Origin of the sequence: Chitinophaga sp. ARDCPP14 (assembly GCF_051362515.1) — a bacterium.
In the GTDB taxonomy this organism is placed as follows: domain Bacteria; phylum Bacteroidota; class Bacteroidia; order Chitinophagales; family Chitinophagaceae; genus Chitinophaga.
The window spans coordinates 117,178-139,548 of sequence record NZ_JBKIXB010000015.1 but is presented as its reverse complement, the minus strand read 5'-3'; the positions used below and the strand labels follow the sequence as shown (position 1 = coordinate 139,548).

General features: G+C 45.9%; 22 protein-coding genes and 1 pseudogene. 14 read left to right on the top strand and 9 right to left on the bottom strand.

The annotated features are described in order from the left end of the window. Window positions 1-6: 6 nt before the first annotated feature. The 3 genes from ACLHR0_RS29690 (at window position 7) to rsgA (ending at window position 3,262) form a co-directional block, all read left to right on the top strand. Window positions 7-1,002 carry a hypothetical protein gene (locus tag ACLHR0_RS29690; RefSeq protein WP_436491457.1) on the top strand — a complete coding sequence of 332 codons (996 nt, stop codon included), beginning with the start codon at window positions 7-9 and terminating at the stop codon, window positions 1,000-1,002. 28 nt (window positions 1,003-1,030) lie between these two features. Next, window positions 1,031-2,041, top strand: coding sequence for a vWA domain-containing protein (locus ACLHR0_RS29685; RefSeq protein ID WP_436491456.1), 1,011 nt, complete (start codon window positions 1,031-1,033; stop codon window positions 2,039-2,041). 285 nt (window positions 2,042-2,326) lie between these two features. Further along, on the top strand, window positions 2,327-3,262 hold the full coding sequence (gene rsgA, locus ACLHR0_RS29680; RefSeq protein WP_429062036.1) for a ribosome small subunit-dependent GTPase A: 936 nt from the start codon (window positions 2,327-2,329) through the stop codon (window positions 3,260-3,262). On the opposite strand, the gene ACLHR0_RS29675 is transcribed toward rsgA, so the two are convergent. Genes ACLHR0_RS29675 through ACLHR0_RS29665 form a run of 3 tightly spaced genes read right to left on the bottom strand, consistent with a single transcriptional unit; the run spans window position 3,263 to window position 4,151 of the window. After that, window positions 3,263-3,409, bottom strand: a complete 147-nt coding sequence (locus ACLHR0_RS29675; RefSeq protein WP_370909207.1) for a hypothetical protein — start codon at window positions 3,407-3,409, stop codon at window positions 3,263-3,265. It lies immediately after the preceding gene. Window positions 3,410-3,418: 9 nt separating this feature from the next. Beyond that, window positions 3,419-3,568 carry a hypothetical protein gene (locus ACLHR0_RS29670; protein WP_370909208.1) on the bottom strand — a complete coding sequence of 50 codons (150 nt, stop codon included), beginning with the start codon at window positions 3,566-3,568 and terminating at the stop codon, window positions 3,419-3,421. 46 nt (window positions 3,569-3,614) lie between these two features. Next, window positions 3,615-4,151, bottom strand: coding sequence for a gamma carbonic anhydrase family protein (locus tag ACLHR0_RS29665; RefSeq protein WP_370909209.1), 537 nt, complete (start codon window positions 4,149-4,151; stop codon window positions 3,615-3,617). 91 nt (window positions 4,152-4,242) lie between these two features. Here ACLHR0_RS29665 and ACLHR0_RS29660 point away from each other — a divergent pair, with 91 nt between their 5' ends. Further along, window positions 4,243-5,424, top strand: a complete 1,182-nt coding sequence (locus ACLHR0_RS29660; RefSeq protein WP_436491455.1) for an aspartate aminotransferase family protein — start codon at window positions 4,243-4,245, stop codon at window positions 5,422-5,424. A 12-nt stretch (window positions 5,425-5,436) separates the two neighbouring features. Here the strand turns inward: ACLHR0_RS29660 and ACLHR0_RS29655 are convergent, their stop codons facing one another. Further along, entirely contained in the window at window positions 5,437-5,829 is a 393-nt protein-coding gene (locus ACLHR0_RS29655; RefSeq protein ID WP_429043825.1) for a hypothetical protein, read from the bottom strand. Window positions 5,830-5,839: 10 nt separating this feature from the next. Continuing rightward, window positions 5,840-8,359: a DUF5686 family protein gene (locus ACLHR0_RS29650; RefSeq protein ID WP_429062032.1), complete on the bottom strand. Its 2,520-nt coding sequence runs from the start codon at window positions 8,357-8,359 to the stop codon at window positions 5,840-5,842. Between the two features lie 123 nt (window positions 8,360-8,482). Between ACLHR0_RS29650 and ACLHR0_RS29645 the strand changes: the two genes are divergently transcribed. Genes ACLHR0_RS29645 through ACLHR0_RS29625 form a run of 5 tightly spaced genes read left to right on the top strand, consistent with a single transcriptional unit; the run spans window position 8,483 to window position 11,865 of the window. Next, window positions 8,483-9,121 carry a hypothetical protein gene (locus ACLHR0_RS29645; RefSeq protein ID WP_436491454.1) on the top strand — a complete coding sequence of 213 codons (639 nt, stop codon included), beginning with the start codon at window positions 8,483-8,485 and terminating at the stop codon, window positions 9,119-9,121. Window positions 9,122-9,129: 8 nt separating this feature from the next. After that, the gene (locus ACLHR0_RS29640) at window positions 9,130-9,426 is read left to right on the top strand and encodes a winged helix-turn-helix domain-containing protein (RefSeq protein ID WP_079469850.1); all 297 of its coding nucleotides are present in this window, start codon (window positions 9,130-9,132) and stop codon (window positions 9,424-9,426) included. Window positions 9,427-9,479: 53 nt separating this feature from the next. After that, window positions 9,480-10,805 carry a cell envelope integrity protein CreD gene (creD, locus tag ACLHR0_RS29635; RefSeq protein WP_436491453.1) on the top strand — a complete coding sequence of 442 codons (1,326 nt, stop codon included), beginning with the start codon at window positions 9,480-9,482 and terminating at the stop codon, window positions 10,803-10,805. 8 nt (window positions 10,806-10,813) lie between these two features. Beyond that, window positions 10,814-11,179 (top strand): diacylglycerol kinase family protein, encoded by a 366-nt coding sequence (locus tag ACLHR0_RS29630; RefSeq protein ID WP_429043833.1) that lies wholly within the window; start codon window positions 10,814-10,816, stop codon window positions 11,177-11,179. Between the two features lie 14 nt (window positions 11,180-11,193). Beyond that, window positions 11,194-11,865, top strand: a complete 672-nt coding sequence (locus ACLHR0_RS29625) for a DUF1361 domain-containing protein (protein WP_436491452.1) — start codon at window positions 11,194-11,196, stop codon at window positions 11,863-11,865. 227 nt (window positions 11,866-12,092) lie between these two features. Here ACLHR0_RS29625 and ACLHR0_RS29620 read toward each other — a convergent pair whose 3' ends face one another. Beyond that, window positions 12,093-15,500, bottom strand: coding sequence for a hypothetical protein (locus ACLHR0_RS29620; RefSeq protein ID WP_436491451.1), 3,408 nt, complete (start codon window positions 15,498-15,500; stop codon window positions 12,093-12,095). A 61-nt stretch (window positions 15,501-15,561) separates the two neighbouring features. Here ACLHR0_RS29620 and ACLHR0_RS29615 point away from each other — a divergent pair, with 61 nt between their 5' ends. Next, entirely contained in the window at window positions 15,562-16,203 is a 642-nt protein-coding gene (locus ACLHR0_RS29615) for an MBL fold metallo-hydrolase (RefSeq protein ID WP_429043839.1), read from the top strand. On the opposite strand, the gene ACLHR0_RS29610 is transcribed toward ACLHR0_RS29615, so the two are convergent. The 3 genes and pseudogenes from ACLHR0_RS29610 to ACLHR0_RS29600 form a co-directional block, all read right to left on the bottom strand. Continuing rightward, complete coding sequence (locus ACLHR0_RS29610; RefSeq protein ID WP_436491450.1) at window positions 16,200-17,738, bottom strand: oligosaccharide flippase family protein; 1,539 nt, start codon at window positions 17,736-17,738, stop codon at window positions 16,200-16,202. The genes ACLHR0_RS29615 and ACLHR0_RS29610 overlap by 4 nt on opposite strands. Before the next feature lie 77 nt (window positions 17,739-17,815). Then, a pseudogene (gene arfB / locus ACLHR0_RS29605) lies at window positions 17,816-18,199 on the bottom strand (alternative ribosome rescue aminoacyl-tRNA hydrolase ArfB); the annotation flags it as partial. Between the two features lie 155 nt (window positions 18,200-18,354). Continuing rightward, window positions 18,355-18,810, bottom strand: coding sequence for a hypothetical protein (locus ACLHR0_RS29600; protein ID WP_370909221.1), 456 nt, complete (start codon window positions 18,808-18,810; stop codon window positions 18,355-18,357). 97 nt (window positions 18,811-18,907) lie between these two features. Here ACLHR0_RS29600 and dtd point away from each other — a divergent pair, with 97 nt between their 5' ends. From dtd to ACLHR0_RS29580, 4 genes are all read left to right on the top strand, one after another. Further along, on the top strand, window positions 18,908-19,360 hold the full coding sequence (gene dtd, locus ACLHR0_RS29595) for a D-aminoacyl-tRNA deacylase (protein WP_079469840.1): 453 nt from the start codon (window positions 18,908-18,910) through the stop codon (window positions 19,358-19,360). 37 nt (window positions 19,361-19,397) lie between these two features. Then, window positions 19,398-19,727: a nucleotide pyrophosphohydrolase gene (locus tag ACLHR0_RS29590; protein ID WP_079469839.1), complete on the top strand. Its 330-nt coding sequence runs from the start codon at window positions 19,398-19,400 to the stop codon at window positions 19,725-19,727. 43 nt (window positions 19,728-19,770) lie between these two features. Beyond that, window positions 19,771-20,712 carry a YihY/virulence factor BrkB family protein gene (locus ACLHR0_RS29585; RefSeq protein ID WP_436491449.1) on the top strand — a complete coding sequence of 314 codons (942 nt, stop codon included), beginning with the start codon at window positions 19,771-19,773 and terminating at the stop codon, window positions 20,710-20,712. A 69-nt stretch (window positions 20,713-20,781) separates the two neighbouring features. Then, on the top strand, window positions 20,782-22,209 hold the full coding sequence (locus ACLHR0_RS29580; RefSeq protein WP_436491448.1) for a glycine--tRNA ligase: 1,428 nt from the start codon (window positions 20,782-20,784) through the stop codon (window positions 22,207-22,209). Window positions 22,210-22,371: the final 162 nt, after the last annotated feature.

Sequence of the window (22,371 nt, the reverse complement as noted above, 5' to 3'; positions counted from 1 at the left end):
TTAAACATGTATAAACAACAAGTGATAAGGCGTCTGTTTTTATGTTGCATACTGGGGTTGTTATTTCCTTTCTCCCTGCTGGCACAGCAGGCCGTGGATGTAATCGCCAAAGCAGATACCAATAGTATCAGGATCGGTGAGCAGATAAAACTGCAGCTTACCGCTACGCTGACAGCGCAACAGTTTAAGGACGCTAACTTTAAAGTGCTCTTCCCGGTATTACCCGATTCACTGGATCATTTTGAGGTGGTAACCCGCTCCAATCTTGATACCGTGGTAAACCAGGATCAGCGCATCCTTCACCAGACTTTTACCCTTACCAGTTTCGACTCCGGCCATTGGGATATTCCTTCCATGCGTTTCGAGGTTTTCAGCGGCGCCAATGCTACCCCCGATTCTGCCATTACATTGCCTATCGGTATTGATGTAAACACCGTAGCAGTAGATACCACTAAAGCATTCAAACCAATTAAAGAAATAAAAGGCGTAGCCTGGAGCATCTGGGACTACTGGCTGTATATCGTTATAGGCGCCGCAGCTGTGCTCATCATCGGCGGACTCATATGGTATCTCCGTACCCGTAAAAAAACGCCGCCGGTTATACAAACGCCTACCGTTTCCCCATACGAAATTGCAGTACAGGAGCTGAAAGCGCTGAAGGAAGAAAAGGTATGGCAACAGGGCGATATTAAACAATACTATACCCGGTTAACGGATATCCTGCGTACCTACTTTGAGCATCAGTTCAGCATTGCTGCGCTGGAGCAAACCAGTGAGGAATTACTGCAGAATATCAAGCCGGTGACTAAGCTGAACCAGCAAAGGGACAAACTGCGTTCGCTGTTGGCGATTGCGGATCTGGCAAAGTTTGCCAAATTGCAACCAACGGCAGATGAACATGAAGAATGTATGCGGAAAGCCGAAGAAATCCTGGAGTGGACCAAACCAAAAGCGGGTCCGGCTGAGGAAACCGGTACCGATGCTACCCTCGAAAAAGCATAAAGTCAGCATGGATCTTAATTAAAAATTGATGGATTTTTCAACCTGGAAAAATATTGAATTTGCCTACCCGGTTGTCCTGTGGCTTCTGCTGCTGGTACCGGTGTTGATATACTGGTACTTTGCACGGCGCAGAGGCAGGCAAAGTGTAATGATGGTATCTTCCATTGAAGGTTTGAAAGGACTGCCGGTATCCTGGAAAGTGCGTTTCAGACCCCTGTTACTGGTGTTGCGTATCCTGGCGGTAATTGCACTCATTGTAGCACTGGCAAGACCACAAACTTCCAACACTTCTGAAAGCATCGACAGTGAAGGCATCGACATTGTAATGGCTATCGATATCTCCGGCAGTATGCTGGCGGAAGATCTGCAGCCCAACCGTATGGAGGCAGCGAAAAAAGTGGCCTCCGATTTCGTGGATAAACGCATCAGCGATCGTATAGGACTGGTGGTGTTTTCCGGGGAAAGCTTTACACAATGTCCTATCACTACGGATCATGCGGTGCTGAAAAACCAGATCATGCAGGTGAAAAGCGGCATGTTGCAGGATGGTACCGCCATCGGTATGGGACTCGCTACTTCGGTAGACCGCCTGCGTAACAGTCATGCTAAAAGTAAAGTGATCATCCTCCTCACAGATGGGGTGAATAATACCGGTCTCGTAGATCCGCTCACCGCACTGGAAATTGCCAAGGCATTTAAGATCCGTGTGTACACCATTGGTGTGGGTACTATTGGTAAAGCGCCGTTTCCCATGCCCATGTCTGATGGCAGCGTGCAAATGGTGATGCAGGATGTGCAGATCGACGAACCACTGATGAAAAAGATTTCAAAAGAGACCGGTGGTAAATACTTCCGGGCCACCAATACAAACGATCTGAAGAGCATCTACAGTGAAATTGACCAGCTGGAAAAAACAAAGGTGGAAATCACTTCCTATAAACGTTTTGCAGAACACTTCTTCCTGCTGGCGATGATTGCCTTAGGTTGCATCCTGCTGGAAACCGTGCTGCGGTATACGCTTTTCAAGAGCCTGCCATAGCGCCTTCGGCGCTGGAAATTGTCTTGGAGCAGGATTACGCTGATTTTACTGATTAGCTTGATTTGATTATGTTTTGATTTTACTTTTTGATTTTATAAAGATGAAGGGAGATACGAGCGAATATATCCGCTTATATCTCCCTTCATCTTTATAAAATCAAAAAGTAAAATCAAAAGTGATCAAATCAGTGTAATCAGTAAAATCAGCGTAATCCTGCTCCAAGACAATTTCCAGCGCCGAAGGCGCTCCCCCATAAAACAAAATTCGCTTACCTTTGGGGATCTTATGCAAGCAACAGTATATAAATCAACGGGAAGCTGGTATGTGGTTAAAACGGCCACTGGTGAAACATTCCAGGCGAGGATGAAAGGTATCTTCAAAAAGAATGAAGATATTACTTCTACTAATCCTATCGCTGTGGGCGACGTAGTGGAAATTGTGGAAGATGACAGTGATGCCAACGCCAAAAATGCCATGATAACGGAAATAGGCCCCCGGAAGAATTATATAGTGCGCAGTTCCCCTCATGGTAAAAATAAAAAACATATTGTAGCGGCTAATATGGATCAGGCGATGCTGGTGTGTACCGTAAAAGAACCACGCACTTCGCAGGGCTTTATTGATCGTTTCCTGGTTACAGCAGCAGCTTATCATATCCCGGTGATACTTGTTTTCAACAAGCAGGATATTTATAAAGAGAAGGAAAACGAAAAATTTGAGGAACTGGAAGAGCTGTACAGCAGTATCGGCTACCAGGTATTACTGATCTCTGCAGCGAACGGCAACGGGGTAGATACGGTAAGGGCGCAGTTGAAAGACAAAACCACCTTAATGGCGGGGCATTCCGGGGTGGGTAAATCTTCCCTGATCAATGTACTGATGCCCGGTCTCGATCTGCGGACCAAAGCAGTGAGCGGCTGGAGTGGCAAGGGATTGCACACTACTACTTCTGCTGAAATGTACGACCTGCCTTTTGGCGGTTGTTTGATAGATACCCCCGGCGTCAGGGAATTTGGGATCGTGGATATTCCAAAGCCGGAACTCTCCCACTATTTCCTTGAAATGCAACCTTATATTGCCCAATGCCAGTTTAATAACTGTTTGCATATCAATGAGCCCGGTTGTGCGGTGAAAGTAGCCGTGGAGGAAGGGCATATTGATGTAGACAGGTATGTGAGCTATGCTACCATCCTGGAAACCATTGAGGAAGAACAATACTGATCAGCCTTTTCTGGGTTTGCCTAATTCGTCCAGCACTTTTTCTGCCCCCCAGTTCCGTTTGGGTTGCGGGCAGCCTTTTTTTTGTGTTCTGCAGGCAGTAAAGCACATGATAATGGCCACCAGGGCCAGTGGGATGACTTTGCGCATAGGATAGGTTTAAAACAGCCGCATTTGTTTGCCAGCCTTACGGTTTTGTTGCTTTATATCTTTGGTGTAGTAGTTGGAAGCAGGGCATCCTGTTTTCTGCGATGAACAGCTGGCAAACAGGATGCTTCCCAATGTCAGCAGGCATATGAGTATTTTCATAGGAGGGTATTTGCCTGCAATATAACATTTTTTTGTAAGATGATTACTAAGGCACTTTTACTTCCTCTGCGTTCTGGTACCAGGAAGCGTACATGCTGTAGTTTTTTGAAATACGGTTGATTTCCCCGCTGATGAGGGCCATATCAATATCTTTTACTTTGCGGGCGGGTACACCGGCGTAAATGGTACCTGGTTCCACATGCGTGTCGCTCAGTACAACGGCGCCGGCAGCAATGATGCTGTTGCTGCTTACACGGGCATTGTCCATAACAATGGCGCCCATGCCTACCAGCACATTATCCTCAATGGTACAGCCATGCAGAATGGCATTATGGCCTATAGACACATTATTGCCTACAATCGTTTTGGTTTTCTGATAAGTACAATGAATCACTGCACCATCCTGTACGTTCACATTTTCGCCGAGGCGGATGCTGTTTACATCGCCGCGAACAACAGCGTTGAACCATATCGTGCAACCTTTACCCATTACTACATCCCCTACTATAGTAGCATTGGGGGCAATGTAACAGTCTTCAGGAATTTGAGGAGTAACTCCGTTCAGTGGAATAATGTGCGCCATAATTAAATGTTTTAGTGCTTATGTTACAAATATAACAATTACTAATTAGCAGTTGTTTTCTAACTTCGCAAAGAACAGAGCAGTTAGTGATATGAACAACAGGCAACTTTTTTTGCAGCACGTAGCGCAAACCTCCGATGCTCCTCTGGCATTGGAGATCGTGAAAGCGGAAGGCATGTATATGTGGGATGTAAACGGGAAAAGGTATCTCGACCTGATTGCCGGTATCAGTGTATGTAACGTAGGACATTGCCATCCTGCCGTTGTAAAGGCCATACAGGAACAGGCGCAGCAATATATGCACCTGCTGGTGTATGGTGAGTTTGTACAATCGCCGCAGGTGGCCTTTGCCAGCCTGCTCACCCAGCATCTTCCGGAACAGTTAAACTGTGTATATTTTACCAATTCAGGAGCCGAAGCCGTGGAAGGCGCCATGAAACTGGCCAAACGGTATACCGGCCGGACGGAAATTGCTGCTTTTAACCGTAGTTATCATGGATCTACACAAGGAGCGCTGAGCATCCTTGGCGATGAATACTGGCGCAACGCTTACCGGCCTTTGTTGCCGGGTATACAACACCTGGAGTATAATAACTTTGCGTCGCTGGAGCTGATCACCGGAAACACCGCCGCCGTGATCGCAGAAAGTGTGCAGGCGGAAGGCGGCGTAATAGTGCCACAACGGGAATGGCTACACGCGCTGCGCGAAAAATGTTCGGCTACCGGCGCCTTGCTTATACTGGATGAAATTCAGTGTGGTTTTGGGAGAAACGGTACGTTGTGGGCTTTCGAACAATTTGGTATTGTACCCGATGTATTACTGCTTGGTAAAGCACTCGGCGGGGGCATGCCATTAGGCGCTTTCATCGCCTCCCGCGACATCATGTGGACATTGACCAACAACCCTGTGTTAGGCCATATCACTACGTTTGGAGGCCACCCTGTAAATTGCGCCGCAGGCCGTGCAGGCTTCCAGGCATTGCTGGACCAGGATCTGTTGAAAGAAGTGAATGCAAAAGGTCAGTTGTTCCTGGAACACCTGAAACATCCGGCTATTAAATCGGTACGCTCATTAGGATTGATGATCGCAGTAGAATTTGAAAATTTCCCGGTAAATAAAAAGGTAATTGATTATTGCATCGATAAAGGTGTGCTCACCGACTGGTTCCTCTTTGCCGCAGAATGTATGCGCATCGTGCCTCCCCTGATCATTACGCCCGAAGAAATAAAATGGGCCTGCAGCATTATCTGCGAAGCAGCTGATCATGTTTAATGACAGTTTAATTCAGGAATTCAACCGGCTTAAAGATAGGGTAACACGTTTGGCAAACAGCTCTATCGCATCGTTGCCGAGGAAAGATAGATAGTAATAGTATTTGCCTTGTGCCGTTATTTCGTGAAGGTTGTTATTGAACTTGAATTGTCCCCGGTAGAAGCTTGTCAGCGAGGTACTGCCGCTGCTTTTTTCAGGCAGGATGGTGAAGCACGTTATCGTAGTTTGATGAAACTCAAGAATGATTTTATAATCATCATTAATAAACCTCAGCTGCAATTTTTTCTCTGCTCCATCCAATTGCATTTTGATACATTGATAGTCATTTTCCAGGTCGTACGAGCTGCCGTCTATTTCTCCCCGCAGGATGCATTCAAACAGCGGGGTATGTGTTACATCTTTCATGAGCAGCAGGTTAAAACTGTAATTTGAAGCTACCGAATACGCCAAAACGCTTGTTGGCAGGTTCTCCCGGTGTCACATCCGGTGTTACTCTCCATATAAAATCTACCCGCAGGAATTTAAAAATATTTTCTATGCCCGTACCCAGTTCGAGGTAAGGATTACCTTGTAATGTTTTGAATGCAAAGCCGTTGTTGAGATTCAGTTGTTTGTTGGATTCCGATAAGGAACCTATTACGCCTTTGGCGGTCCAGAACTGGCGCCATTTCAGTTTTTTAATCAGTGGAATATAACCGAAGATACCATTACCAATGGTATGCTCCACGTTAAAGCCTGCATATTGATCACTGATGAATTCAAAGCGGTTCATCATGTTGAAAGCATACTTATTGTAGTAGTAAATTTCGTTACCGGGATGCACTTCAAGCGAAGTATAAGGTACTGTACCAAAAATTTTACCGCCAAAAACATTATAGTAAAAAGAGCCGAAAGGTGGCAGTTTTACATAATCTGATACGCTGAGTGAAAGGCGTTGATATTTTTGTCCGCTGTTGGCTACGCCTGGTATACCGGCAGCAAATTTCAGTTCTGCAATGGGATATTTGCTACCCAGGCTGATCCGGTAATAATTCCCTTCCAGGAATTGTTCATGGAAGGCATAGCGGAATTTCAGTTCTACCTCCATGCTGGTCAGCGGATCGCGGCCATCGGGCGCTTTCGGATAAAAAGCAGCGGTTGGAAGCGGTTCGAATGGTCTTACCTGTTTGTGTGTGAGTGATATCTGGTGGGAAAAACCGCTGTAGTATTCTTTGAAAAATTCAAACCGTTTTTCATTCACCATTAAGAATTTCTGCGGTACCCCATTTTTCCGGATGGCGAGGGTAAAGATGTTATCCGTACCTACTTCATCATAGTAGTGGGTGCCATTGTCCAGGTCTTTTGTGAAAGATGCATACAGATAGGTACGCGGATGTCTTTTCAGCAGCCATAGCGCCGACATTTTCCCCTTGTATACATGATCCGTGAAGCCATAGGCCAGGTAACCGTACAGGTACAGATCTTTATTGAACTGCGGGGTGGTACCGAGGTCCAGTCGTAAACGGAAACCTTCCAGCCTGTTTTGGGAAAACAGGTAATAGTAAGGTCCCCATTCAATAGGGCCAAAGGGCTTATAGCCGGTAGCGAGGAACCGGATTGTATTTGAATAGCTCCGGAAAAGCGGCATTTTCTGAAGGGTATCCACCATTTTGTAGATGCCTTCTTCATTTTTGCTGAGATTTTCCGGGCGGTTATCCATCCAGAAGGAATCCTTCCGTGCTCTTGCGCTATCCAGCACCATTACATTTTCCGGATATTTTTTATCACTGAAGATGTTGGTAGCAGCGGTATCATTCGTAATTACGTCATCATAAGTCGTGGTTTTACGGCCTATGAAGTCAAACGTTTTCCCCGGCTTGGGGCTTGGCGCCCAGAAGTCGGCAATAAATTTATCTTTATAGAGGAACCAGGAGCTATCGGGTAATTGCCGGAATTCCTGTACCATGCTGATTTTGCGGACGAAGTTGATGTTGGCGTCCCGGGGTACCGACAGCGTAGTTTTTTGTACGGCGTAAGTGGTATCATGTACCCAGATATCACCAATAAAAGTATTTTCTCCTTTGCGTTTAGGCGTGAAGTTTAGTTTAATAAACCGCTGGCTGTTGACGTATTGTGTATCTGCAATGGAGTAATCGTAGTAGAAGGCGCCGTTGTGGTGAATGGGACTTACAAACAGTTTATCGAATACCGGGATGAAGTTGTCGTATACATTTACATTCTGGTACATCCCTCCCAGGAATTTGGTCACGCTTTCATTATCTATTCCCGACGTTCGGGCGGCCTTGATGATTTCTTTTGTTTTGCGGGGGCTCGACTGGAAATAATAATCCGATAATGTTTCCGTGAGGAAAATGGGTAGGAAAGGTTTGTCTTCAGAAGTACTGTCTATGTTATCAAGAATAAACGCAAACGGTTTGGTGAAGCGGTTTTTCCCGAGTTTCTCTTTGTTGAGATTCTTCATGTCCAGCTCCAGCTTATTATATACCTCGTATTTGTAGTTATCGAGGCGATTATAATTATTCTCCGGTTTATGTTTAACGATTTGTTTCAGGAGAATGAGTGCCCAGTTGACGTTGGCTTTCACCTCGTATGTTTTCAGGGAAACATCTGAGCGGGTTACCTCAAAGTTGATGACCTGTTCTTTCTGATCTTTGTTAACCGGCAATTTAAGGATGTTATATCCCATTACCCTGACCAGCAATGAATCTGATGGGATAACATTTAGTTCGAAGAGGTATTTCCCTTCCGCGTTGCTAACCATACCTGTTTGGGTACGCACAAACTGAAGAGTGGCGAACGGAATGATTTCCTGTGAGTGCGCGTCTCTAACCACTCCACTAACCTTGTACTGCTGCGCCATCAAACCCGAACCCCAGCCGCTTACGCCGATGATTATTGCTAATATTCTTTTCCAGCCAACCATATCTGACAACAATATTATATCATTTATTGCGATTCTGGACAGTCAGTATCCTATAGGTAACGCAGTTATAACAAAAAATTATATTTTGTGATTCGGATTTTTCTATTAGCTTTGTATTGCAAAGTACTTTTTTGTATGACAGACCAACAACATCTGCAGGCATTAACAGACATTAAGCGAATGATGGAACGCAGCAGTCGTTTCATTTCGCTGAGTGGATTAAGCGGTATCTCCGCCGGTATCTGTGGCCTGATCGGCGCATTTATTGCCAATATGTGGCTGAATGAATATTATTTCAGGTGGAACACTACCGGTGTACATAGTCATTCAGATTTCATAGTGCTGAAGTACCGGTTAATTGTTTTGGGATTTTCTGTGTTAGCGGCAGCGCTTATCGCCGGAACTTTTTTTACCTGGCGCAAGGCGAAGAAAAATAATTTACCGATCTGGGACTTAACGTCGCGGAAAGTGCTGATCAACACAGCGATTCCTTTGGCGGCGGGCGGCGCTTTTATAGCCGGGTTATTATTTAACCACCAGGAAGGACTGATAGCCCCTACCTGCCTGGTATTTTATGGGTTGGCCATCATCAATGCCAGTAAATATACTTTGCCCGATGTGAGGTACCTGGGAATCTGTGAAGTTGTTCTCGGTATACTTAATCTTTTCTATTTGAACGATGGTCTTTATTTTTGGGCTATAGGTTTCGGTTTACTGCACATCATTTATGGAGCGCTGATGTGGTGGAAATATGAACGGAAAGGGACAGTTTAATCAATCGCATGAACCCGATAGGTAACTTAAATAAGATTTTCGAGAGCCGTATACGCCTGGGCGTTATGAGTGTATTGATGGTGAACGAGGAAGTAAATTTCAACGATCTCAAACAGATGCTGGAAGTAACCGATGGTAACCTGGCATCGCATCTCAATACACTTGAAGAGAACGGGTATCTCAAAGTGCATAAGGGCTTTATTGGCAGGAAAACCAATACTACCTATGCTATTACCGCGGCTGGCGAAAAAGCTTTCAAAGGCCATATCGCGGCGCTTGAGCATATGATCAAATTCACTAAATAAATTTTTTTTGTCTTTTTACTTTGAAATACAAAGTACTTTTAAAAATAAAAAATATGGAACCTTCAACAAACGGATCTCCTTCTTTCTTTGACCGCTACGCCTACGCTATTAAAGCGATCATCATCTCAGTATTGACGCTGGTACTGCTCGTACCAGCGGCGATGATTCAAAACATTATCTGGGAACGCCGCGACCGGCAAAATGAAGCCACCCAGGAAATCGGCAGCCGCTGGGGAGGCGAACAGAATATTACAGGACCAGTGCTGGCCATTCCGTATAAAGCCGGAACCGACGAAGCAACCTATGTGTACCTCCTGCCGGATAGTTTACGGATCAACGGAGAGCTGTTGCCCGAAAAACTGCACCGCGGTATTTTCAATGTAGCCGTGTACAATGCCAGGTTGCAGCTGAGCGGCACTTTTAACCGCAATGAACTGTTGTCGCTTAATATCCCTCCTTCCGCCTTAGATTGGGAACATGCGTCAGTACTCATTGGCATCAGCGATTTGCGGGGCATTGGCAACCAGGTGCAGATGATGTGGAATGGTAAATCCTATTTATTTAACCCCGGTTTGGTCAGCAAGGACCTGTTTGATAATGGTATCCAAACCCCGGTATCGGTTGTCCCCGGCGACGCCGGCGCCCTGGGCGGTAGCTTCTCCCTGGAGCTGGGGATAAAGGGCTCCGGACGGATCAGTTTTTCTCCCATTGGTAAAACAACCATGGTAGGCATCAATTCCAGCTGGACTGATCCCGCATTCGATGAAGCGTTCCCGCCGAAAACCCGCCGGGTGGACGATAAAGGCTTTGCCGCTACCTGGCAGATACAACACCTGAACCGCAACTATCCGCAAAGCTGGGAAGGCAAGAAATTTGACATCCATTCCGCCGATTTCGGGATTAAGTTATTCATGCCTGCCGAAAGCTACCAGATGTCTATGCGGGCGGTAAAGTATGCCGTCATGATCATTGGGTTAACTTTTTTTGTCTTTTATTTTATTGAGCTATCACAACGCCGCGCCCTTCATCCATTACAATATGCCCTCATCGGGTTAGCCCTCTGTATTTTTTATACCCTGCTCATCTCTATTTCAGAACAAATTAACTTTACTATGGCTTATCTTATTGCCAGTGTGCTCACAATAGGTCTGATTATTGCGTATACGGCTGCTGCCTTTAAAAGCGGCCGCATTGCAGCCGGCATCGGGGCTACGCTTGCCATCCTTTACGGATTCATTTACGTGATTATCAGTGCAGAAGATCAGGCACTGCTGATGGGAAGCTTAGGACTCTTTATCATCCTCGCCCTGATCATGTATTTCAGCACCACCATCAAATGGGATAAATTAGGACAGAAAAACACCAATATCCAGCAATAAAAACAAACATGGGAAACTCTTATATCAGCAAACGGTTGGCCAGCTTCGGATACGCATTCAGTGGTATTGCCGCTTTCCTGCGCAGTGAGCCACATGCGCGTATTCACGCCCTCGCTACCATCGTGGTGGTGGCAGCCGGTTGCTGGTATAAAATAGCAACGCCGGAATGGATTTGGATCATCCTCGCCATTACATTGGTGTGGATTACAGAAATGCTTAATACAGTTATCGAAAAAATAATGGATCATCTTTCGCCACAGCTGCATCCGAAAGTGAAGTTCATCAAGGATGTAGCGGCCGGCGCTGTACTGATAGCGGCTGTGGCAGCCGTTATTATCGGGGCTGTCGTATTTATTCCCTATATTTTAATTTGACTAAAAGTAACCATATGCAATTGATGAGAACCATTCGTTTATTACAACACCGTATAGGCCGGTCGCGGCACCAATACACCCTGTATACATCTGTACTGTTCAGTATGGCGTTGCTTCTTTGTCGTGTAGTTCATACCGGCAGCTATCTGCGGGTATCACTGATCTGGAACCTTTTCCTGGCCTTCATTCCTTTTGCTATCACCGGCTGGATGGAAAAGCACCCGGAACAAATCAAAAACCGGTATAACTGGTACGGCTGCTTTATAGTATGGCTGCTGTTTATTCCCAACGCCCCCTACATCCTTACGGACCTGTTTCATTTATTTGATGGCGGCGTGCCATTGTGGTTTGATCTGTTTGTGATTTTCTCTTTCGCCTGGAACGGCATGATGTTCGGGTATATGTCTATCCGCAGCATGGAGAAATTATGGAGCAACCGGCATAGCCGCTGGCCTGCATGGTTATTTACTTTCCCTGTAATGTTCCTATGCGGAATGGGCGTATATATTGGCCGGTATCTTCGCTATAACAGCTGGGATATTGTAAAAGACCCGCTTACGCTGCTGGGAGATATGAGGGACATTTTCCTGCATCCCGTGGAAAACCGGCATGCCTGGGCTTTTACCGTCTGTATGGGAATATTCCTGAGCTTAATGTACCCGCTGGTGAAAAAGCAACACGCGTAGGATCGCCTTCGGCGATGGAAATTGTCTTGGAGCAGGATTACGCTGATTATACTGATTGCACTGATTTTATTTTCTGGGATTTTATTTAACAATTAGGGGAGATAAAAGCGATATCCGCTTCTATCTCCCCTAAATCTTTTAAAAATCAAACAGGATCAAATCAGTGCAATCAGTATAATCAGCGTAATCCTGCTCCAAGACAATTTCCATCGCCGAAGGCGATCCGTTTAAAAGTCGACGCCCATACCGAAGTACCAGATCGGACTGCCTCTGAAAAACGCTACAGCAGGCCAGCCTGCATCTGCGCGGAGGAAGTAGCCGGCAATGGTGGTGCGAGCACCAAAACCATAACCACCTACGAAAGGTCCGAGGAAGCCTTCTTTGATGCGGGTGGTTATACCCTGACCATCGTCATAAGTAGTATAATTGGCGTCTTTAAAGCTCAGCTTTTTATTCCAGGCGGTACCTATGTCAATGAAAGAGGTAACCTGGAAATTGCGCAGGAACGCAGAGTTGATCGGTTTGTCGATGAAAGTGGCAAACACCGGTAAACGGAGCTCTGTGTTCAGCAACATCACATTGTTACCATTCCTTGCATTCTGTTTGTAGCCGCGCAGGTTACCCGCAAGGGTCTGGAAAGCATAGTTTTCACTAAGGTTTACCGGAGTCCTGGTGTTGATCTGAGGGTTCAGCCAGTTGTCGATACCGCCCAGGTAATACAGCAGTTTACGTGTTCCCCACGACATATCCATTGCAAAACGTGTAGCCCAGATAAAGTTGCGGTAAATCTTTGTATAGTGACGGATATCTACTCCCATGTTATAGGTAAACCTGCCCTGGGCGCCGGCGGAAAGACCCGGATTGAATAACTCATTCAGTCCGCCATTGGTCAGCTGTGCATTGGTTTCTCCATAAATTTTATAACGGGTACCATTCCAGATATTAATAGCCGGGTTGATCGTATTGTCGTATACGTATTCCAGGCGCATTAAAGCATACGTTTCCTTGTAATCAGGCGCTATCAGTGATTCTTTGTTCTCTGACTGGACTACCAGTTTATCGGTACGTATACCTGCTGATAAACGGATACTCCTCACCTGGTCGAAAGGATACCTCATTTCGCCCTGGTAAATGTTGGTGATCATTTTGGTAGGAACAAAAGCGGAATCGTTACCAGACTGGTCACGGATGGCAAATCCACTGCTCTTATCCACTTTACGGTAGTAAGTGAATTTATAGTCGAAGCGTTTCTTCAGGTAATTGGCCGTAAAGAAGTATTCCGATCCCTGCAGGGAAGACGGAATACGGAAGCCGCCGTTGAATTTCAGATCTTCAAACAAATCGCTTACTCCAATGCGGATTAACCCGTTCACCGGGTCGGTAAGGCGGATAGGACCGCTGGGAGGACCGGTAAATGGCTGGTATTTATTTACCAGGATGGAGTTATCCAGTTGCAGGATCAGGTAATCGGAAGCGAATTTGAATTTATATGGGAACAGTTTCGATTTTTTAAGGATCGATTCATTTTCTTTCCTTTTTTCAAACAGCGCCGGTTCGTTGGCCGTATTAGCGTTGTTGCTGGTATCGGCCGGCTCATTCCCGAACTCGTTCTGGAAGAAATTAGGATGTGTGGAAGTATCTTTTGACGGCGCCAGGTAAGTAGGCAGGCCTAAACGTAAACTGTCGGCATGCATCTGGGCTTTCCTGAAATTGGTATTTTTTGCCGTTATATTCCTTTTTTTCAACACCACAGTATCTACTTTCAGCTTCATCAGCCGTTTGATATCCGCATACTGCACTACTTCCGATACTTCTCCCTTTTCACCGGTAATCCGTGATTCCTGGATACCGTAAGGATAGTTAGAAATAGGGAAAGTATAGGTAGAATCTTTGGTGATAGTGATCGCCTCTACTGAATCCGGGGCGGTAGAACCATAGGCGGCCATCGCTGAATCCAGTTCTTCCTGGTCGGGGTTATGGAGGATTTCAGAGCCTACATAAAAGAGGGAATCCACGCCATCTGCCTGCGACTTGAAGAAGCCGGCATAACGGTTACGGATACCGTTGGCATCAGAAACAAAGGTAAAGTGGGTGGTGTTATACTGCATGGGCAGTTTGGCATTGCCATACTGCAGGTCGGTCAGCTGGGTGATCTGCTTTTCAGAGCTCCTGTTCCAGTTGTCCACCATAAAGATGTTGAAAGGATTGTTCAGCAGTGAAGTATCGCTGCCCCTTCCTTTTGGGCCGGGCCTGTTGGAAGAATAGAGAATACCGCTTTTGCCGGGGAATGCGGCAAAGGATGGATCCAGGTCATCGTACACGTCGTTGGTGATCTGGTCTGTTTTAGAGTTGCTAATGTTATAGGTAAAGATGTCGGTGTGTCCGTTTTTCACGGCAGACAACAACAGGGTATTTTCCTGTACCGGCATGTATTTAAAGTCGATGATCCGGTCAAACTGGTTCAGTTCCTGGCGTATAGTCGTGCGGGTGATCAGGTCATAGATCATCAGTTTGGTTTTGCCTTCGTGCTCGTACACAACGGCCAGGCGGTTGCCTTTGGTGTTCCAGGCCATCTGCGGATAGTTTGGATCTACCTGGTTGGCCAGTTGCATTACACCGCTATGCAGCAGTACTTTTGGCTTATTCCAGCCAAGTTGGATCTGTACGCGGTAAACTCCTTTTTTAAACTCAACTACTGCGTAGGAATTATTTTTAGGATTCGGGTTAAAGCGGTAGTAGTCGGCTTTCGGCGTAATTTCCTGGGCTACGATAGTACGGCCTTTGGCAGAAGTTTTCCTTCTGCGGTTATCTTCCTGGAATCTTTTCTGATAAAATACAAAGAAGTCTTTAGTGGCTTTCTTCGGCGTTTGGTTAAGTACCTGCTCAAAGCCTTTTTTCAATCCACGGTTAATGCGGGTGATATACATGAGATAAGGCACGGCATCTTTGCCGTACTTGCTTTCCACATAGTACCAGAACGCCTGGCCGGCTAAAAGGGGATGGTCATATGCGAGGGAATTGAAGTTGCTGTATTTGCCGGACATGATGATGAGCTTCAGTTCCTCATCCTGCCTGGCGGTCCAGTTTTCGGCGGCATAGCCAATAAAGCCATCGGTGAACCATTTCGGGAAGTCGATCAGGGCAGCATTACCGGCAAATTCGCCGATATCTTCCCCAAACAGCAGCGTTTCCAGCATGATGCGGGCAATCCCCTGCCGGATCTGGCGGCGGAGGTTTTCATGGTTACCGTCGAAATAGACGATCATTTTGTTACCCACCAGTTTGGTCACTCCTCCTGTGTTCTGCCAATCCACGCCAATACCGATATTGGACTGCTTCATTTCCCCGAAAGAGTTGTAAACCACAATATTAATACGCTGTCTGGGGTTGGATTCCATGAACTGTTCCAGCTGGGGTAATTCCTTTTCGGCTACCTGTGCCGCATACTTACCAAGTTCCAGCCCGTTCTGGGCGAAATAGGTGTTGAAATGCCGGCTTTGATAGTATCTCCACTTGAAGTTCTTGAATTGCACACGATTTTGTCCGAATTCTACTGTATTGGTCTGGGCCTGGGATACTATCGTTCCAAGTAATAGGGTACCGTGGAATAATAACCTGGTAATAAATCTGTTCATACAGAAAGTATTGATAATATTGTGATCTGTTTTAAAATTAGCCTAAAAAAATCGGGTTACAATGATTGAAATACAACAATTCACTTTTGGTCCACTACAAGAAAACACTTTCCTGCTTATTAACGGAAAAAAGGAATGTATAATTATAGACCCAGGGTGTTATTTTCAGGACGAAAGAAAAGAATTATTACAATATATACAAACGCACGGGTTAAATGTTATAAGATTATTGAATACGCACTGCCACTTTGATCATATATTCGGTAATAAGCTCGTATCAGATACGTATAAAGTGCGTCCGGAGTTTCATGAGCTGGAACAGCCGGTACTGGACAATTCCCAGCGGGCGGCGGGGATGTACAACATTCCTTTTGATCCCTCCCCGGAGGCCGGCCGTTACCTTACAGAAGGGGAAAAGATTCTTTTTGGCGCCGATGAGTTAACGGTATTGTTTACCCCTGGCCATTCTCCGGGAAGTGTAGCCTTTTATTGCCCGGGCCAGCATTTCGTAATTGGGGGCGACGTCCTGTTTTACCAGAGCATTGGCCGTACCGATCTGCCGGGAGGTAATCATGCCACCCTGCTGAAAAGCATCCGGGAGCAAATGTTTGTATTACCGGATGAGGTAAGGGTATTCCCCGGCCACGGACCAGCCACCACTATAGGCTTTGAAAAGAAACACAATCCTTTCCTGGTGGATTAGCCTACTTTAATAAACTTCCCGATCACCGGTAAACGGGCAAACTCCTTCTTCTCCATACGGAAAATAAACCAGGCATAAGCCAGAAAGAAAGCCGTGGCCACTGCGAGCGGAAGGGGTTTGAGGGCATAAATGTCTTTCGGCGACAGCACCGTGGCATTGAGCCAGCTGAATATATAGTAAATGCCGGCGGCCAGCCCCATGTAGGTAATGAGTTTAGGAAGATGGTAAGGGATGGGGTAATACTTCTGCCCCCACACATAGCAGATGACCATTTGTACAAAATAACATACCATCGTTGCCAGTGCAGCGCCATAATAGCCCATCACCGGTATCCACCAGTAATTGAGCAGGAAGGCCAGTACGGCGGTAATGATGGTAATCACCGCGCCCGTTTTGGTGCGGTCCGTGAGCTTAAACCAGATCGTGAGATTGTAATAAATACCCAGGAACATGTTGGCCAGCAGCAATACCGGTACAATACGCATCCCCTGGTAGTAGAACGGTACCCGGAGGAACGCCTTCCAGATATTCAGGTAAAGACTTACAAACAGGAACATGAAGCAAAGCATGATCACAAACAGCTTCATGATCCGTGCATACATTTTCCTCGGATCGCCGCTTTCCGCCTGTTTAAAGAAAAAGGGCTCGGCTCCTAACCGGAATGCCTGTATAAACATGGTAATCAGGATGGCCAGTTTATAGTTGGCGCTGTACAGCGCAATGACTTCTTTTTTGGCTTCCATGTTATCGCCTGGCAGGAACTGCGGTAAAAACCAGGCCCTGTCGAACGTTTCATTAACCATGCCCGCCATTCCCACAACGATCAGCGGAAGGGCATAGTGCATCATTTGTTTCCATAAACCGGTATCAAACCTCCATTCTATTTTGCGGATCTGGGGAAGAAACAGCACCAGCGTAATGGCGCTGCCCAGCATGTTGCTCAGGTAAATATACCCCGTCTGGTCGCTGCCGCTTTGGAGATCCGGCAACCAGTGATGGCCGGCAGCATACAGTTTCGGGCAAATGACCAGGAAGAAAATATTGAAAAAGATGGTAGTAACTATTCCGGCTATACGAATGGCAGCATATCTCATAGGCCGTCCTTCCAGCCGCAGTTGCGCAAAAGGAATGGCTGTGAGCGCATCAAACGCCATCAACAGCACTACATAGGTGTAATAGGTGGGATGGCCATTCAGTCCTGCCAGCTCGCCGGCATACGAGTTAATGACCGGCGACCGCAACAACAACAGTAAAATGGTAATGCTGATAGTGGAAAGTAAGAGGGAAATGGTGGAAGTACCCAGTACATGGGCTTTGTTCTCCTTTTTGGCGAAACGGAAAAAGGCCGTTTCCATGCCATAAGTCAGCACAATATTGGCAAACGGTATATAGGCGTATACGTTGGACATCTCCCCGAATGATGCACGGGTTAAGATGGTCAGATAAAAAGGAGTAAGGAAATAATTGAGCAATTTGCTCACTATGTTACTCAATCCGTAAAATACCGTTTGTCCTGCCAGGTTCTTAATACTCAATTCCCAAATATTTTGACGCAAATTACGAATTACGGATTACGAATCGCGGATTTATGAGGATTGACCGGTGACCTGGCTTACTCAAATCCCCCTCTCCGTTGCTGCTTTTTATCGGAATGCTTCTTTTTCGACTGGATGCGTTTTTCCTTAGCAGCTTTGGAGGGCCGCGTAGGTACGCGCTTTTTGCGTGGTATCAGCGCTTTGTTGATCAGGTCATTCATTTTGGAAATCACTGTTTGTTTGTTCCCCAGCTGGGTGCGCTCCGTCTGCGACTTTACCTGGAGCAGGCCATCTGCGTTGATACGGTTCGATAACTTCTCCGTCAGCACTGTTTTTTGTTCCTGGGTTAAAAGGGCAGAAGCCATGATATCGAAGTAGCCTTCCACCATCGTTTCCACCTTATTCACGTTTTGTCCGCCGCTGCCACCGCTGCGGGCCGTGCGGAACGTGATTTCGGGGGTCACATTGATATTCATCTTGATTTAATTTATAATATAAAAAATGCCTTAGGAAGTGCAATTTATTACAAATTACGGCGAATACGTGCTGTTTTTACCAGGGGCAGCGGTTTCCCTGGTTTAACATTTAATGCAGCGGCATCGTTTTATAACGGCATTTATAAAGTATAAGGGATCAGGAAAACACCGGCGGAATCCCGGGGCACTGCAACCGGGTTGTCGTTTAACTGCAAACTGTATAGCTCCGTGCCGCAGCAGCCAACTGATCTTGACAGGAAAGTCAATTTATCCAGGGTAACCTTAGCCGGCCTGCCAACCCGCAGGGTTTGAGGCCCCAGCACATAAAAATATAACAAGGCGGTATTACTGGGTGTATCTATCACTTGTTTAACCTTTATAGTAGTATCCTGCATCAGTATTTTGATACTATCTACGGGAATGCGGGCATAGGGACCATAAACAAGATCGCGACCGGTTCCAGCTTCTACCAGTTTGAATTTACAGGCAGGAGCCATATAGTCGCACACGATGCCCTCGCAGGGATTTTTCTCGGAAGATGTGGTACAGGCTGTAAATAAAAGTACGCTGATAAACAGGTAACAGATACGGGTCATAGAACATTGATTTTGGTTCCTGTTAAACGCAAACGGGGTGTAATATGTTACAGATACAAACGATTTGCCTTAATTTTCCGGCGTTAAATAAAAATCCATGAGAGCAGTTATACAACGTGTCAGTTCCGCATCTGTTACAGTAGACGGGGCCGTAACCGGTGAAATCCAAACCGGCCTGCTGGTGCTGCTGGGTATTGAAGATATCGATACGGAAGAAGATATTCAGTGGCTGAGTGCTAAAATAGTGAACCTCCGGATCTTTAACGACGATGAAGGAGTGATGAATGTATCTGTGAAAGATGTTCACGGCGATATTCTGCTCGTCAGCCAGTTCACCCTGCACGCCTCCACCAAAAAGGGAAACCGCCCTTCGTATATCCGTGCCAGTAAGCCGGATGTTGCGATTCCGCTGTACGAAAAAATGATCGTGCAACTGGAACAGGATATGGGCACTACCATTCAGCGCGGTATTTTCGGGGCTGATATGAAAGTGGCGTTGTTAAATGATGGTCCCGTTACGATCATCATAGATTCACACAACCGGGAATAAAGTCAATCCATTATCTTTAATAAATAAAAACTAATTCATGACCATTCAGGAAGCCCAGCAAAAAATCGATAACTGGATCAATACTACCGGTGTGCGCTATTTCAGTGAGCTCACCAACATGGCCATCCTTACAGAAGAAGTAGGGGAAGTGGCCCGTATCATGGCCCGTAAGTATGGGGATCAGTCGTCGAAGGAAAGTGATAATAAAAAGCTGCTGGCAGATGAACTGGCCGATGTGATGTGGGTGTTGCTTTGTATTGCCAATCAAACCGGTATTGATATGACAGTAGCCCTGGAAAAGAATTTTGAAAAGAAGAATATCCGTGATGCGCAACGGCATCATAACAACCCTAAATTAAAGTCTTAATACAGCCTGCATACTTTTTGTTTACTGTTACTAAAATGCTGCTATGAAAAAACCGAGCAAGCTTAAAATCATCTGGCAGGTACTGAAGCAATCCGGTATTGATTTTATAGATGATAAAGTGATGAAGCTCAGTGCCGCCCTGGCCTATTATACGATCTTTTCCGTGGCGCCCATGCTGATCATTATTATCTTTTTATGCGACCTGTTCCTGGGCAGGGATGCTATCGAAGGAAATATTTACGGCCAGATCCGCGGGCTGGTAGGCAATGATGCTGCCATACAGATACAGTCCATGATTAAAAACGCCTCTCTTTCCGGTGATATGAGCTGGGCCACTATGGTAGGGTTCATTACCCTGATCATTGGCGCCACCGGGGTATTCGCGGAAATCCAGGACTCCATAAATTTCATCTGGCGACTGAAATCCAAACCTAAAAAGAATGGCTTGTTACGGATGATACTGAACAGGTTGTTATCGTTTTCACTGGTTGTAAGCCTGGGGTTCATTTTGCTGGTATCACTGGCCATCAACGGTTTGGTGGAATTGTTCTCCGCGCTGGTGGTGAACCTGCTTCCGGGTAAGCTTACATCAGGTATCCTCTTTTCCCTGGCCGACTTTGTAGTGCCGTTTGTGGTGATCGCTACATTGTTTGCCATCATTTTTAAAGTGCTGCCCGATGCACGGATCAAGTGGAAAGACGTACGGGTGGGCGCTATTGCCACGGCCATCCTTTTTATGATCGGTAAATTTGCGATCGGTTATTATCTGGGCGCCAGCAGGGTGGGCTCTACCTACGGCGCTGCCGGCTCCATTGTTATTATATTGTTGTGGGTATACTATTCCGCGGCCATCCTGTATTTTGGGGCCGTATTTACCCGCAATTACGTACAATATTTCGGTGCACAGATTTATCCCAATGATTATGCGGTTTGGATCAAACAAATTGAAATTCCACATGAGCCGGAGATCGTCCAGGAAGGCTAATCACCAGTTTATAAATTATTTAATAATCGCATACGTATTTTCAAAATAGCCCTTTATCTTTGCGCCACTATGTCTACAGATCAGAATAAATTCCAGGCGATCATATCGCATTGTAAAGAATATGGTTTTGTTTTTCAGTCCAGCGAAATTTACGATGGACTCAGCGCCGTATACGACTACGGTCAGTACGGTTCAGAATTGAAGAAAAACATTAAGGATTATTGGTGGAAAAGCATGACCCAGTTGCACGAAAACATCGTGGGGATCGATGCTGCCATCTTTATGCATCCTACTACCTGGAAGGCGTCCGGACACGTGGATAATTTCAGCGACCCGATGATCGATAACAAGGATAGCAATAAACGTTACCGTGTGGATCACCTGATTGAAGGTTATGCAGAAACATTACCACAGGAAGCCGGCAATGCCCTTCTGGCGCAGATGGATGAACTGCTGAAAGAAAATGATTTTGCAGGTCTCAAAACACTGATAGAAAGCAACAAAATAAAATGCACAGTAAGCGGTACTTCCAACTGGACCGATGTACGTCAGTTTAACCTGATGTTCTCCACCCAGCTGGGCAGCGTAACAGATGAAGCCAGCGAAATATACCTGCGTCCGGAAACGGCCCAGGGTATCTTCGTAAACTTCCTCAACGTGCAGAAAACCGGCAGAATGAAAGTGCCGTTTGGTATTGCACAAATTGGTAAAGCTTTCAGAAATGAAATTGTAGCCCGCCAGTTTATTTTCCGCATGCGCGAATTTGAGCAGATGGAAATGCAATTCTTTGTACGTCCCGGCACCCAGCAGGAATGGTATGAGAAATGGAAAGAAGAACGTATGCAGTGGCACCTGAGCCTCGGCATCGATCCGGCAAAATATCATTTTAAAGATCACATCAAATTAGCGCACTATGCAGATGCCGCTGTGGACATTGAATACGAGTTCCCATTCGGCTTCAAAGAAGTAGAAGGTATCCACTCCCGCACTGATTTTGATCTGAAACAACACCAGGAATACAGCAAGAAAAAAATTCAGTACTTCGACACAGAAATCAATCAGAACTATGTTCCTTATGTGATAGAAACTTCTATCGGTTTGGATCGTATGTTCCTGCTGACCATCTGTAATGCTTATGCAGAAGAGGATCTGAGCACACCGGAAAAAGAAGATAGCCGCGTGGTACTTCGCCTGCCTGCTAAGCTGGCGCCTGTGAAACTGGCCATTTTCCCGCTGACGAAAAAAGATGGTTTACCCGAACTGGCAAGAGAGCTGATGAATGATTGCAAACAGGCATTCTATTGTTTTTACGAAGAAAAAGATGCCATCGGTAAACGCTACCGCCGCCAGGATGCCATTGGTACGCCTTTCTGCGTAACCATTGATCATCAGACAAAAGAAGATGGTACAGTGACCATCCGTCACCGCGACAGCATGGAGCAGGAACGCATTCCGCTGTCTGAAGTGAAAGCACTGGTATTAAATAAAATTCTCTAGTAAAAGATAAGGGCTACAACCGTTATATTTAGTATAAGCACTCTTTATGCCTATACGAAACTATATAACTGTTGCAGCCCTTTAACGAAGTGAGGGTTTACAAATATCATTTCCTCCAGGTATGCTTTTCCGCTGTCTATTCCTGAATTTGGAATGGGATAC

Excerpts from the sequence above, each read along its gene's own strand:
- ACLHR0_RS29615 (WP_429043839.1), top strand. The coding sequence starts at position 15,562 with ATGATTGAAATACAACAATTCACTTTTGGTCCACTACAAGAAAACACT.
- ACLHR0_RS29665 (WP_370909209.1), bottom strand. The coding sequence starts at position 4,151 with ATGGCGCACATTATTCCACTGAACGGAGTTACTCCTCAAATTCCTGAA.
- ACLHR0_RS29660 (WP_436491455.1), top strand. The coding sequence starts at position 4,243 with ATGAACAACAGGCAACTTTTTTTGCAGCACGTAGCGCAAACCTCCGAT.
- ACLHR0_RS29585 (WP_436491449.1), top strand. The coding sequence starts at position 19,771 with ATGAAAAAACCGAGCAAGCTTAAAATCATCTGGCAGGTACTGAAGCAA.
- ACLHR0_RS29685 (WP_436491456.1), top strand. The coding sequence starts at position 1,031 with ATGGATTTTTCAACCTGGAAAAATATTGAATTTGCCTACCCGGTTGTC.
- ACLHR0_RS29675 (WP_370909207.1), bottom strand. The coding sequence starts at position 3,409 with ATGCGCAAAGTCATCCCACTGGCCCTGGTGGCCATTATCATGTGCTTT.
- ACLHR0_RS29620 (WP_436491451.1), bottom strand. The coding sequence starts at position 15,500 with ATGAACAGATTTATTACCAGGTTATTATTCCACGGTACCCTATTACTT.
- rsgA (WP_429062036.1), top strand. The coding sequence starts at position 2,327 with ATGCAAGCAACAGTATATAAATCAACGGGAAGCTGGTATGTGGTTAAA.
- ACLHR0_RS29625 (WP_436491452.1), top strand. The coding sequence starts at position 11,194 with ATGCAATTGATGAGAACCATTCGTTTATTACAACACCGTATAGGCCGG.
- ACLHR0_RS29645 (WP_436491454.1), top strand. The coding sequence starts at position 8,483 with ATGACAGACCAACAACATCTGCAGGCATTAACAGACATTAAGCGAATG.
- creD (WP_436491453.1), top strand. The coding sequence starts at position 9,480 with ATGGAACCTTCAACAAACGGATCTCCTTCTTTCTTTGACCGCTACGCC.
- ACLHR0_RS29580 (WP_436491448.1), top strand. The coding sequence starts at position 20,782 with ATGTCTACAGATCAGAATAAATTCCAGGCGATCATATCGCATTGTAAA.
- ACLHR0_RS29640 (WP_079469850.1), top strand. The coding sequence starts at position 9,130 with ATGAACCCGATAGGTAACTTAAATAAGATTTTCGAGAGCCGTATACGC.
- ACLHR0_RS29655 (WP_429043825.1), bottom strand. The coding sequence starts at position 5,829 with ATGAAAGATGTAACACATACCCCGCTGTTTGAATGCATCCTGCGGGGA.
- ACLHR0_RS29590 (WP_079469839.1), top strand. The coding sequence starts at position 19,398 with ATGACCATTCAGGAAGCCCAGCAAAAAATCGATAACTGGATCAATACT.
- ACLHR0_RS29670 (WP_370909208.1), bottom strand. The coding sequence starts at position 3,568 with ATGAAAATACTCATATGCCTGCTGACATTGGGAAGCATCCTGTTTGCC.
- ACLHR0_RS29690 (WP_436491457.1), top strand. The coding sequence starts at position 7 with ATGTATAAACAACAAGTGATAAGGCGTCTGTTTTTATGTTGCATACTG.
- ACLHR0_RS29600 (WP_370909221.1), bottom strand. The coding sequence starts at position 18,810 with ATGACCCGTATCTGTTACCTGTTTATCAGCGTACTTTTATTTACAGCC.
- ACLHR0_RS29630 (WP_429043833.1), top strand. The coding sequence starts at position 10,814 with ATGGGAAACTCTTATATCAGCAAACGGTTGGCCAGCTTCGGATACGCA.
- dtd (WP_079469840.1), top strand. The coding sequence starts at position 18,908 with ATGAGAGCAGTTATACAACGTGTCAGTTCCGCATCTGTTACAGTAGAC.